The following is a 12,338-nucleotide window of genomic DNA, read 5'->3' as shown; positions in this document are numbered from 1 at the left end:
TAATAATTGTCATTAGATTGTTTTAATGCATAGATGCACTCGAAATCAGCCAATTTTAGACAAGTATCAAACGGATGTGAATTCAGTACATTAAAAACGTCCGCAATGTGTTATTAAGTTGTCTAAGCGTCAATTTGTTTACACCACAATATATCCTGCCACCAGCCAGCCAACAGCTCCCCGACCGGCAGCTCGGCACAAAATCACCACTCGATACAGGCAGCCCATCAGTCCGGGACGGCGTCAGCGGGAGAGCCGTTGTAAGGCGGCAGACTTTGCTCATGTTACCGATGCTATTCGGAAGAACGGCAACCAAGCTGCCGGGTTTGAAACACGGATGATCTCGCGGAGGGTAGCATGTTGATTGTAACGATGACAGAGCGTTGCTGCCTGTGATCAAATATCATCTCCCTCGCAGAGATCCGAATTATCAGCCTTCTTATTCATTTCTCGCTTAACCGTGACAGGCTGTCGATCTTGAGAACTATGCCGACATAATAGGAAATCGCTGGATAAAGCCGCTGAGGAAGCTGAGTGGCGCTATTTCTTTAGAAGTGAACGGTTGACGATATCAACTCCCCTATCCATTGCTCACCGAATGGTACAGGTCGGGGACCCGAAGTTCCGACTGTCGGCCTGATGCATTCCCGGCTGATCGACCCTGCCGCTATTGCCCGCCAGGCCGACCTCGATGCGATGAACATCGAGATATACCACTTCGCCAGCGGCGAGGCGCGCCAGCTTCGAGACAAGGGCTTCGCGGCATTCTGCTACCTGCCAGCCGGACATCATGAAAAGCTGATGCAGTACGGCATCAATGTCGAAGCTCAGGTTATCCAGGGAACCCGCGACGGGGAGCTCGACCAGTTTCTCGGAGATGATGTCGCACAGGTTGCAAGGCTGAAAGAAGAAGCAAATGGCTGATCAGAATATGCCAAAGTCTGCCGAGCAGGATACCGCTGCCATTGTCGAGAAGATCGCCCGCAAAGCCGGCGAGCGTGCCCTCGATCACTTTCGTTCCCTGTCGAGCCTTCCCGTCGAGACAAAGGGACACCTCGACCTCGTTACCGAGGCCGACAAGGACGTTGAGGCATTCCTGATTGGCAGCTTGCGGGAGGCGTTCCCCGATGATGGCATCATGGGTGAAGAAAGTGGCGAGATTCCTGGCGCCTCCGGGCGCGTGTGGGTCATCGATCCGATCGACGGAACATTCAACTTCGTCCGCGGCGGCCAGAATTGGGCGATCTCGATTGGTCTGTACGAGAACCGTCGTCCGTCATTCGGCGTGATTTATGCACCTGTTCGAGATCTGATTCTGGTCGGCGGCAAGACCGTTCCAACACGGTTGAACGGTCAACCGATCAAGCCGCTGCCAGCGCTTGATATGTCGCGTGCCTCGACCGGTTTCAGCCGCTTTATTTCGGATGATCTGAAGATCAGCTTCCGGTTCTGCGGCGCCGCGACCTTGTCGATGATCGAAGTGGCGATGGGCGAGACCGACGGCTACGTGTCGCTCGGGGATTTGACCTGGGATGTGATGGCGGCACTGCCGATACTCGGCCATCTCGGTATCTCCAATACGATCGACTGGGACAGGATCGATCTCTCGTCGAAGCTCCGTTTTGCGTGCGGAAGCGAGGAATTCCTCAGCAAGGTGCGCCCACTGATCGAAAAGGTCTCAGCGGCCGCGTAGTCGAAGCCCCGGCGCTTTGATTGAACACTTCTTCGCAATCGTGGCGCAGCGCCTTTACAGGCCGCGGCGCCGCTCAAAAGCCGGATGCGGTTCTTGTTTCGAAGGAATCCTGCATCGGAAAGGAATATTCAGTTCGTTGAACGCGTCGGCACCCGCGCCAGGGATGACCGCTACGCTTTCTCAATTCGAGGGTGGATCACGCCATGCCCGGTGAACCTGCAGGACAAACAGCTTTAGCACGACTGGCAATGGTAGCTGACAAGCTCTGGACCGGCGAAATCAGGACCCAGTACGCCGCTATTTGCTATCGGCGAACCGATGACAGTTCAGGCCCAATCGAGGTTCTCCTTATTACCAGCCGGGGTACCGGGCGCTGGGTATACCCAAAGGTTGGCCAATGGCGAAAAAGAAGCCGCATGAGGTCGCAAGCCAGGAAGCCTGGGAGGAGGCTGGTGTCCGGGGACGCGTCCGAAAAAAGGCTTGGGGTCATTACACCTACGTGAAGAGGCTTGGTGACGGCGAGTTCATTCCGGCAATGGTCCAGGTCCATCTTCTCGATGTCCAGCGGATGGAAGACGACTTTCCGGAACGCCATCAACGCGAGCTTCAATGGTTCAGTCCCCGTCTGGCGGCATCGGCGGTCGGCGAGCCGGAGCTACGCGGCCTCTTTGCGAGGCTCGAAGAACGAGAAATCCAACGGGCCGCCGCCGTCGCCTCCAAAGCGGGTTAAGCGCCTCAGAACTGGAAATCATTATGAACGATATTATCGCAACGGGCTTCAATACGGCATCGACGGACGGCGAGCTTGACAACCTCGAGAGAGAGAGCTGCGCCGCCTTGAGGCAATCGGCGTCGACACGGTCGAACTCGCCCTTTCCAGCCTCGATCTGATCGCGGGTGGCCGCATCGTCAAAGAGCGTGCCGATCGGCTCAGAACCCTTCTTGAGACGTTTTCCTTCCGCTATACCGTGCACGGCCTCGTGTCCTCGAACTTCATGGACCCGGCAACGCGCCGGCACCAGGTCGATGCTGCAAAGGCACTGGTCGAGCTTTGCGACAGCATCGACGCCCGCGTTCTCGTCCAGCACGCGGGCTTTCTGCGCGCCGATCAGATCGCTCAACGCGCCGGCGCTGACGAGCGTCAATGCGAAGCGCTGCTCGAATTGGGCGAGCATGCCAAAGCGTACGGTATTCGCATCGCCTTTGAGAATATTTTCACAACGGAGCCGGGCCAGTATCGTCAGACTCCGGCCGAAGTTGCCGCAACGGTGAAAGCCGTCAATCATCCGGATGTCGTAGCCCTGATTGACTTCAGCCACGCCTACCTGGAATCCAACTATCGCGGCCTCGATTTCCGCGATCAGTTGCGCGCCATGGCCCCGGTCCTTGGGGCTCCCGGTCGCCGACTGTCGAGGCGGACCGCGACGACAAGGATAGTTGTAATCACAGATGGGGGTATGGAATGCAGCACTGGCTGGACAAGTTGACCGATCTTGCCGCAATCGAGGGCGATGAATGCATCCTGAAGACCGGGCTCGCGGACTTCGCCGAGCATTTCGGCTTCACCGGTTTTGCCTACCTTCACATCCAGCACAAGCATATCATCGCGGTGACCAACTATCACCGCGAGTGGCAATCAACCTATTTCGACAAGAAATTCGACGCCCTCGATCCGGTCGTCAAACGCGCAAGATCCAGGAAGCATGTCTTCGCATGGTCGGGGAGCAGGAACGGCCGGGGCTGTCGAAGGAAGAGCGCACCTTCTATGCGCATGCGGCCGATTACGGCATCTTTGCGCAGCTCATTCTTGACCAATGCCGCCAATCCATCATGACCTTTACGGAAGTCGACCGGCTTGGTCGCGACCATGATCCGTACGCGGTTCGACGGAAAGATCATGCCGGAACCGCGCAGGCACGCGCAATAGCGGCAATGCGGGCGGCAGACGCACCTTCTTCCAGGCGGATGGTGACAGCGCCGACGATGATCTCAGGGCGGCTAGTTTTATTGATCAGCGGCTCCGCAACGGGTGGATCGATGACTACCGCTGCGAACTCCACTGGGTCATCGGGTGCAGGTAGAACAAGCTTGCCCTGCCGCGCCATCGTTCGCCAAGTCGAAAGGCGGTTCGCCCGCAATCCATAGCGCTCGGCGCCCTCATTCACCATCGCGCGCCAGGTCTCAAGCTTTCCGAAACGATCTGCGCCTTGACCTCGTCCGGCCAATGCCGGTGAATCTCACGTCCAGACTTCCTGGTTGTGAGAAACTCCAATGTACTCTCCATGGAGAAACTCCCGTTGCTCGTCCATGGAAAGCCGATCACAGATTAGGGCGGCGAGAACAACGGGGGGGTAGGACATCGGTTACGCTGAAGCCCTGTTTTCCGGCATAGGTATCGCGGGGCCGCACGACACGGCAGGTGGGCTTTGATGAGACACTCACGGCATTGCTCCTATGGGCTGGCGGTTCAACATAGCTACATTGCAAGCTACACAAACGTTCTCGCAGAGTCATCTAATATGCGTAGAGGCTGCGCAGCGGGATGTCACAACTCTGAACTATTCCTCGAGCACCACCTCGAAGTGGTGTGTTCCGCACATCTTGGCCTGTTTCAATCAAGCCACTGGGTGGACACTTGAATCGGTAATTTCATTCTAAAGTGAAAGCCCTCCTGACATGGAGCGCTCTCGGCTCCGTGAGCTTTCCAAAACCCTCGGTCGCTCATGATCCGCCTTCGGCAAAGGACCCGGTAATGGCACACTAAGCAGTTCATTCAGTAACGCTTGCTGTTCCGAATTTGTCAAATGGTCGCCTTGCATCGAGAGTTCTGGTCGTGTTTCTGAGACGCGCGACAAGCCCGGTTCGCCAAACAAAGCCTGCGGATCAAAGCGCTCACTTGTCGCATTGGTCGAGTGATCGCGTTCCAAAGGCCCTTGCGAATGTTCATCGAACACACTCTCCGACACTGAACTCGTTCGCACCAGGCTGTCTCCGGAAGCTCCACGGAGGCTGTCCTCAACACGCCCGCCTGGTGCGCCATGTACTTCCAAAGGCGGCGGGACTGGCACGCTATGCAGGAAACTCAAGAGCTCTTGCTCGTTTGGATCCGACTGATGATTATTGATCGGAAATAAGGACATCGGCGGCGCTTGGGAATCCGTTCTGCCGACCGGCGATTGCGGATCGGCGGATGGGTTTATCGAGGCCCGCCGCGAACCTAACATCGTTATTCTTTCCGGCGATCCGGGAAACGACATCTCTGTTATTGACCGGCTTGACCGGAAGAGATTTCCCCGCCTCTCACTGAGGTTTTTTTCCTCTTGCTTTTCCCTTTCATTATCACGCTGGAGATTGACCGCCACTGGCCCTTTTTCCGACTTAGCGCCTTCCCTTGGAAAAACTGGATCTGAGGCACGCACATTTGACGATGGAGGTAGTGTTTGGGAACCGACCCGTCGCTCGGAGTTCGGTTGCCGAAACAAGGGTGAATTTTGTATAACGCCATCAAATCGTCGGTCTTTTGCAGGCACAACCCTAGGCTCAGCCTCATCACGACGGCCGTCTCTAAGAGAGTTGACCAGATGCGACTGCGGCGCCGAATCCACATTTGCCGTCTCCCGTGGAGGCGATCTAGGGATAACTGCGCGCTCTTGCCAAGCCTTCCTATGCTCAATGGATTCCGAATTTCGCAGCTTCTGAGCGTCGTGTTCTTGTTCACTTAGCGTCGTCAGTTTCCGACGAACCGTCACGCCGAGTATCTTTTTTGAGACTTTTTTGATATCAGCGTTCAAATACGCTGTTTCACTCTTGTAGATCTTACCGAACGTATGCTTGGTGCTCGTCAATTGCCCGCTAGCCTCATCGTAGACAGCCGATCGCTTGTTGAAGAGCCGTCGATGACTCGATATATCTCGGCCAAGTTCGTTGCCCTCTGTGTCTAGCAGGGATCTATAAGATTTGCTGAATGCGCCACCAAGTTTTCGAATTGTCGTCTGAGAGGTCTGACGATCCACGGCTTTCGTCGAATTCTTGGAAAAGCCGAGACGTTTGCTGCCGATGAGCTCGAGGTTGCCTTTTTCGTCCCGCTCAAAAGTTTCCTGCTTGGAACCTTTTCGACGGGTTAGTTCACGAAAGAGCCGGTTTTCCGGTCCGCTCCGGTAGGGTGTGCTGACCTTCTCGGAAATAGGTTGAAATAGCCGATTTCGGTTGACAAACTGCGTGCGGAACAGCAGGCCATTTTCGTCTCGTTCCCATTTTTCTTCAAAGCGTCCGTCTTTGTATTTCACATGCTTCGCGCGAAGTGTACCGTCCTCGGCATAAAGATGGCTGCTAACGCTCCTCCAGGTCTTCTTTTCGTGGAGACCCAAGTAAACATTGCCAGTCTCTGCGTTACGCTTCAGAACCTTTCTTGTTTTTCTTATTATACCATGCTCGCGCGTTAATTCTTTTGGGCTGTCGACCCGAAGCTGTTTATTTCCAAGCATTTTATAGCTTATTTCGCCTCGAAAGCCGTCTTCCAGCTTGTCGATTGTCTGCATATCGGCGACATATTTTCGCTTCTGGTCCGGCGTTTCGAGCCGGGCTAGATTCCTTGTTGCCTCCTCTTCAGTAAGCGAGGCTTTACGCATTTGCTTAGAAAGCCGCTTAGCAGAACGGCGCATGTCAGCCGTAAGCGACTTCGCGACACTCTTCTTCGTCGTGTCGACCATTGTTGAATCCTTTCAAATGCATATTTTGAACTAAAGGGCTTCGTCACTGACGCGGTATCAGGAAATCTACAGACTGTTTACGGTTGGGCCGCGCGGTCGGCTTTCATAAGTCCGCCGGCTGTCACTGATGGGGGGCAATGCTGGCTCCGGCCGGACAAAAGCACGTGAATATCTATCGGACGGTTCAGCGAGAAGCTGCGCTGCGTCGCTCGGTAATTTCATCATCAGGCGCTCATATTCCACAACATTAGTGTAAGTGCCGGTTCTTTGCCCCTTTTCATTGCGATCCGCTATCAGGACATCTTTTTGAGACAGTTGTTGCAACTTTTCCGGGGACAAATCTGGAACCTCACGTAAGTTCGGGCCATCCGCAACAATAACCGCTGCCTGTCTGTCAAACTGCTCAAACTTGACACTATTCGCATGACTTTGCCGACCCATCGACACGGGCAGACCAACTTTATCCATCAGTTGGGTAAAGTGTTCGGGGTCGGAATATTCCAGTCTTGAAGGTGACATGTAACGGTTTCCGTCGCGAGCAAGGACCTGAACTCGATCCCACAACTTTCCCTCTTTCAAGGCTTGCGTCCAAGGGGAGTTGGGTAGGTTTTGCAATAGGTAGTCAACGCTTACATGGCGATCGCGAGTCATGCCTCCCTGGCCATCTGGCTGCCTTCCCATATTCACAGTCGCAGCCGGAAACTGCTTGTTGTGAGCTCGATTCTCGCCGGCGAACTCTGCGAAACGGATATCCGCACTGCCCCGCTCCCATGATTCCAAATATTTGGAGTCATGCATAATCCCAGATTTGGATTTGAGCTTGATCTCGGTATCGCTACCGTATTTAGTTTTGATTGCGCGTTCGAATTCCTCAAATCGCTTGTTAGCGTAAGCGTCGCCCGCAAACCTGTACGAGAAATGTATATCATTTTGCGGGGTCTTGATTAAGATATCCGGCAGCAGTGAACCAGCTTGAAACTGGTGCTCATAGCGTTTTTGAATTTCTCTGCGCCCGTATTTCTCTGTTTGTATATATCTATCCTCAGGCCTCAATTTATAATTTCGGTCGAGCTTAATATTCTTGTCTGTTTGATAGAAGATGTCGGTGCCAGTGATGCCCATCTCTGCGTGAGCGCGATTCCAGACTTCCAACTTGTACTGAAAACACTGTTTACTCTGTTCTCTTGGCTCCAGGTTATGCAATTGTGCAGCCAATTGCTCCGGGATATCGATCCTCTCGAATGCGAGGGGCGGGGGATAGTAGTTGCCGACTCCATCCCTATAGAGCCGGCAGCTCGCATTGAATTCCGCCTTGGTGGGCAGATGATCGAGGTTACCTTTAGTAGTACCTGCGAACTTGTCTTGTCCGGTTTGCCGCACAAGAATATACTCGTCGGTACGCCGATCATGGCCTGGTAAAGCCATCTTCGCGAATAAGTTGGATAGCTCATTTTCAACCTCAGACCGATTGCCTTGAGCGCTGCTAGAAACATGACTTGACTGAGAATCGAGCATGTCCGCATCCAACCGCGGGCCGAGATCATCCGTGTGAGTCGGGCTTCCGTGCATGTTGTGTTCGGGAGTTTCTTGGCTACCCGTCATATCAATTTCGGACATCCCGGTGGAATTTACGCCCTCCCTCTTCTGGCGCTTCAAATTCACGAAATCAGAAGTTTCGACATTGCCTGCTGCGGTCTCAGTGATATTTTCACCATTGCCTTCGGCCTTCGGATCCATCGTCTAACTCCTTTTAGCCGGCTAGGTTTTCTTCGGGGAGCGGGCAGTGAAGGACAAAATTCTCCAGTTCAATCATTTCGAGATCCAAACTCGTAAAGCCATTTGACTGGTGATGGTCGCTCAACTCCTCTTTGTGAATTTCTTGCGGCTTCTCAACCGCCAAGACAGGCATGTTTTTATTCGCATTTAGCTTGATGATCACCATATCATTGTTTCTCCTACAGAAATTACGCTTTTCCTAGTGCCTTCCGCTCCGATCCTGCCCAGCCCAACTCCATCGAACGGAAAATTATCGGTGCAAATTAAGGTTTGCTCCATCTTCATGGCCCCGAATGGCCCGGTGCGAGTGTAGGGCCTCCTGCACAACTCTCTTCAGACGTGGCGCATGCTTTGCCGGAAGCCCACAATCGTCGACGGTTTTCATCTTTCTCTTGAACCAAAAGTCGCTCAAAACAAGTCACACAGTGAGGTTGTCGGTTTGCCGCCAGGTCAACTTGACTATCGACGTAAGCGGCTTCAGCCGGTAGCCTGGCGGGACGAAAGCCGTCCGATCAACATCATCACCGTGCATTGCTTTCTAGGCTGCTGCAGCGGCAGTCACTCTTCGGACACAATCAAGACTCCTAATAGAATTGAGCCTTCGGTGAATCTACCATCCGAGCCTCCGTCATTAAACGAATATCGCGTTTCATATGTAATTCTTGCCAAGTCACGGAGTTAGCACGACTTTATCGAATAAGGCCGCAGGAGATAGTGATCGAGTAACCGGTGCCGTGTGAATGTAATTCTTTCGGAATGCCACAATGACTGGTCATTCGGGATCCCGCCGTTAGCGTTTACGGTGTTCTGCACGGCCTCGACCCCACGGATCAGACTCTTCGCTTGTCGAGGGGGATAGTATTCCTCGACGCGCCTCGACAATCTCAAAGCGCCCAGCAAATCCCTCATCATCCGCCATGCCAAATCTCCAGCTCTTGCCGGAGACGTATTGGCACGGACCTCAATGCTCAGGAATATCCGTATTCAATGGGATGGAGACGGCGGATACGTTGTACGGTCGCAAATTTCGGCTCTCGGCGAACTCAAGTTTGCCCTATCATCCGACGATGGCGAGTTGTGCAGTTCATTCAAGGTCGATCGAGCGGCATCAAGAGCTTGGCGATCCTCGCCAACGGAGACGGAAGCGGCTTGATGCGCGATCGTCATCTCCGACTCTAGCCGCTCATCGCGTTCGTTTCGAAGATGACTATTGGCATCTCCTCGTTGCGACCGGGAGGGGTTAACGGGAGGATTCTGCCAGACTTGTTTATCGAGGGCGCGTTCCGCGGCGCGTAATCTTTGAGCGTCAAGCTCGCGTTTGCTTAAAGTCTTCAATTCTTTACCGACCGTGACGCCCAGGATTTTCCTGGAGACCCATGGCGGACCCGCGAGAACTTCATCTTTGCTGAGAGAGGTTGCGCGGCCCCTCGAAAAATCGACCATAACGGGAATATGCCATGAGATCGATCGCACGGGGCTTGGCAATAGAAGCTGTCGTGCGTTTCTCCGCCGATTATTTTCCAGGGACGAGACAAGCAGATGGTGGATCAAAAGTTGAATGGCACTGCTGTCAAGAAATCGATTGCGAAGTCCGTAACAATCATTGTCTAGGCGACTTTGTCAGCGATTGAACGCTTTGTCTCTGCCTCGATCGCGCGGATCATAAACCCGTCGTTCATCGGGCTCGTCGGTAGTATATTCAACCTTAGCGGTCGACGATTGAGCTTCCAAAGGTGACGCGCCAATTAAGCCGGCGGTCCGGTTCAACGCCGCAACGAGTGCCTGCTTTTTCTGCCGTACACCAAGTTGTTTGGCGTCCAGATCCTTCTTTACGTCGTACAGGGCCAAAAACCGCTGATACACTTGACACTCACGCTCGAGAGTTGGCCATTTTCCGGTCAATGCGGTCTCGCGGGCAAGCACAGCTTCCGTTTGCCCACGAGGCCCAAGGTGTAGCAATGGGGGCGCTTGTTCTTTGCTGGGTGGTGAAAGGACCGGATCACGACTCACTGTATAGTTGTAGCTAATTGTCGCAACTTGAATTGGCATGGTAACCCCATCGGGCGTTTCACTTTGGAGACCATGGGTGGCGAGCTGGTGCGCGTAGCCCAGCTGGTTCAACTGGTACCCATTTGAAGCTGTTGCACCTTCCGCGGACGCAACAGGGTCCGACAGGGTTGCCCTTTGATCTGCGCGATAGCTCGCATCATCTGGCCATCCGCGCCCGACCAGTCCAGTCCGTCCTCTTCCTGTCCCTACGTGTTGCCGATGAAGCTCCTTGTATTCGAGGTATGCCGGCATTGGCCTTTCGAGACGACGGCCTTCTTTGGTCGCCCGCAAAGTATCGTGGACGACCTTAAATCCGAAAATGTGCTCCGATTCGTATTTCCCGGTCTCTGTAGCCAGCCGAGCTCGTTCGTTTTTCCGGCTTGCATAGGTACCAATATTATCGGTTCGCGGCCGAGTAGTTTGTTCCGACGGAGAGGGCTCAGCCGCTTGTCCGCAATCTTCGGACAACAGTCCTTGCGCACCGAACTTGCCGCCGTGAATAGTCGCGTTTACTGCCCGGCGGCCTTTGGTGCCTAATCGCTTAATTTTACTGACGCCATCCAAACGATTACATTTGGCGATGCTTTCCGTTGGATTTGCATCCGGTCCAGGCGACCCGAAATTTAATGCACGCCTCGTTTCCAATTGTGAGCATGCCGGTGATTGCAGGTGACTCGCCTCTTGTGCTGCCAGATATGCGAAGGCGGGCCGGCCTGAATCTGATTGATTACCCAAAGCGCGGTTGGACTTGTTGGCGCCACTCGATTGCGAAGTGGGGCTAAGCGCCTCGGCTTCCGCAAACGGATCATGTTCATCGGGAATCCAGGCCAACGGATCAAGATCCGCAAGGCGCGCGTTCACCACAAGATTTTGCCATCGCGGTTGGGCAGGCTGCCTCCACCTTCCATACGCTTGACGTTCCGCATCCCCTAGCGACATTCCCTCGTATAGAAAGACTGGCGAGGATGTCTTTGCAAGTAACGAATTCGAAACCGAAGAGCTTGCTATGGAAGCCTGGCGCGCATCTAGGATGAGGGCTTCCCATGACGGTCGTTCCGGTTTGCTCCAGTTCTCGTATGCAGCATGCTCGGGTTCCCCGAGCTTCATTCCATCATAGATAAATGACGCGGAAGAACTCTTCCGCTGGTCGGTCGAGTCCTTCAGGCTGGCCTGTCTTGCATCGGGCCGAAACTCTAAGTTTTCTTCAAGGGAATTGTGCTCGTCTGTAATCCAAGAAGGATGGTCGAGTTCTGCCATGCGTGCATTAATGACGAGGTCCTCCCACGTGGGCTGAGCGTCCTCTTGCCATTCTTTGTAGGCTTGCCGTTCCCCCTCACCCAGTGGAATTCCCTCATACTCAAAAGTCGAGGAAGACCCTTCTGAAGCAAAGAGCCAGGCGGAGCTGTCAATTGCATCAAGGCGCGCCTTAAGTACCAGGTCTTTCCACGTGGGCGGCTCCGCGTTGCCCCAGTTATCATATGCCTCGCGCTCGGGTTCTCCGAGCCTCATCCCGTCATAGTAAAACGATGTAGGAGAATTCTCGTCCTGGTCGATCGGTTTTTTCCGCTTGCGTTTCGACGCTTCAGACCGAAACTCCTCGCCTTCTTTGAGGGGATTGTGCTCGTCTGCAACGTCAGCACAAGGATCAGGTACCGCCATTCGTGCGTTGACAACGAGGTCTTCCCATGTGGGCTGAGCCTCCTCTTGCCATTCTTTGTAGGCTTGCCGTTCCCCCTCACCCAGCGGAATCCCTTCATATCTGAAGATCAAAGGCGACTCCTCGCCCAAATCGGGGAGCCAAGCGGAACTGTCGATTGCATCAAGGCGCGCCCTGAGTACCAGATCTTTCCATGTAGGCCGGTTCGATGGACACCAGTTCTCGTATGCTTCACGCTCCGCGGCGCCAAGCTTCATGCCATCATAGTCAAATGATGCAGATGGATGCTCGCCGCGATCGGTTTGGCCCTCAAGCGAGTCGTCAGCCGGACGGTTCCTGGGCTCGATTAGATTAAGGACAGGGGTAGCTCCGGCGGGAACTTCGGCAAGCGATGCAGTCGAACCGCTAAGATCGACGTTCGGGTTTCCTGAAGGTCTCATGGCGATATCTGCTT

General features: G+C 54.1%; 7 protein-coding genes and 6 pseudogenes. 5 read left to right on the top strand and 8 right to left on the bottom strand.

Annotation, left to right across the window (positions count from 1 at the left end):
* Positions 1-615: 615 nt before the first annotated feature.
* The 5 genes and pseudogenes from CPJ18_RS24600 to CPJ18_RS27360 all read left to right on the top strand — a co-directional run.
* Positions 616-924: pseudogene (locus CPJ18_RS24600) on the top strand (phosphodiesterase); the annotation flags it as partial.
* Positions 917-1,693, top strand: coding sequence for an inositol monophosphatase family protein (locus tag CPJ18_RS24595; protein WP_065698661.1), 777 nt, complete (start codon positions 917-919; stop codon positions 1,691-1,693). The pseudogene CPJ18_RS24600 and the gene CPJ18_RS24595, both read left to right, overlap by 8 nt.
* A 203-nt stretch (positions 1,694-1,896) precedes the next feature.
* Positions 1,897-2,423, top strand: a pseudogene (locus tag CPJ18_RS24585) (NUDIX hydrolase).
* Positions 2,424-2,446: 23 nt separating this feature from the next.
* Positions 2,447-3,084, top strand: a pseudogene (locus CPJ18_RS24580) (sugar phosphate isomerase/epimerase family protein); the annotation flags it as partial.
* Between the two features lie 71 nt (positions 3,085-3,155).
* A pseudogene (locus CPJ18_RS27360) lies at positions 3,156-3,484 on the top strand (autoinducer binding domain-containing protein); the annotation flags it as partial.
* 30 nt (positions 3,485-3,514) lie between these two features.
* On the opposite strand, the pseudogene CPJ18_RS27700 reads toward CPJ18_RS27360, so the two are convergent.
* The 8 genes and pseudogenes from CPJ18_RS27700 to CPJ18_RS24530 all read right to left on the bottom strand — a co-directional run.
* Positions 3,515-3,562, bottom strand: a pseudogene (locus CPJ18_RS27700) (hypothetical protein); the annotation flags it as partial.
* A 26-nt stretch (positions 3,563-3,588) separates the two neighbouring features.
* The gene (locus CPJ18_RS24570; RefSeq protein WP_108722683.1) at positions 3,589-3,861 is read right to left on the bottom strand and encodes a hypothetical protein; all 273 of its coding nucleotides are present in this window, start codon (positions 3,859-3,861) and stop codon (positions 3,589-3,591) included.
* Between the two features lie 486 nt (positions 3,862-4,347).
* The gene (locus CPJ18_RS24560; RefSeq protein WP_099086245.1) at positions 4,348-6,402 is read right to left on the bottom strand and encodes a virA/G regulated protein; all 2,055 of its coding nucleotides are present in this window, start codon (positions 6,400-6,402) and stop codon (positions 4,348-4,350) included.
* Positions 6,403-6,468: 66 nt separating this feature from the next.
* Positions 6,469-8,139, bottom strand: coding sequence for a type IV secretion system single-stranded DNA binding effector VirE2 (locus CPJ18_RS24555; protein ID WP_010891481.1), 1,671 nt, complete (start codon positions 8,137-8,139; stop codon positions 6,469-6,471).
* 13 nt (positions 8,140-8,152) lie between these two features.
* Positions 8,153-8,344: a type IV secretion system effector chaperone VirE1 gene (gene virE1 / locus CPJ18_RS24550; RefSeq protein ID WP_010891482.1), complete on the bottom strand. Its 192-nt coding sequence runs from the start codon at positions 8,342-8,344 to the stop codon at positions 8,153-8,155.
* Between the two features lie 115 nt (positions 8,345-8,459).
* Positions 8,460-8,710 (bottom strand): annotated as a pseudogene (gene virE3, locus CPJ18_RS24545) (type IV secretion system virulence effector VirE3).
* A gap of 452 nt (positions 8,711-9,162) precedes the next feature.
* Positions 9,163-9,621 (bottom strand): virA/G regulated protein, encoded by a 459-nt coding sequence (locus CPJ18_RS24535; RefSeq protein ID WP_233109028.1) that lies wholly within the window; start codon positions 9,619-9,621, stop codon positions 9,163-9,165.
* Between the two features lie 177 nt (positions 9,622-9,798).
* Positions 9,799-12,324 carry a virA/G regulated protein gene (locus tag CPJ18_RS24530; protein ID WP_065698659.1) on the bottom strand — a complete coding sequence of 842 codons (2,526 nt, stop codon included), beginning with the start codon at positions 12,322-12,324 and terminating at the stop codon, positions 9,799-9,801.
* Between the last annotated feature and the right edge of the window lie 14 nt (positions 12,325-12,338).

Origin of the sequence: Agrobacterium rosae, assembly GCF_002915175.1 — a bacterium.
Classification (GTDB): Bacteria; Pseudomonadota; Alphaproteobacteria; order Rhizobiales; family Rhizobiaceae; genus Agrobacterium; species Agrobacterium rosae.
The sequence above is the reverse complement of the archived record's forward strand: the minus strand, read 5'-3'. Positions and strand labels throughout refer to the sequence as shown.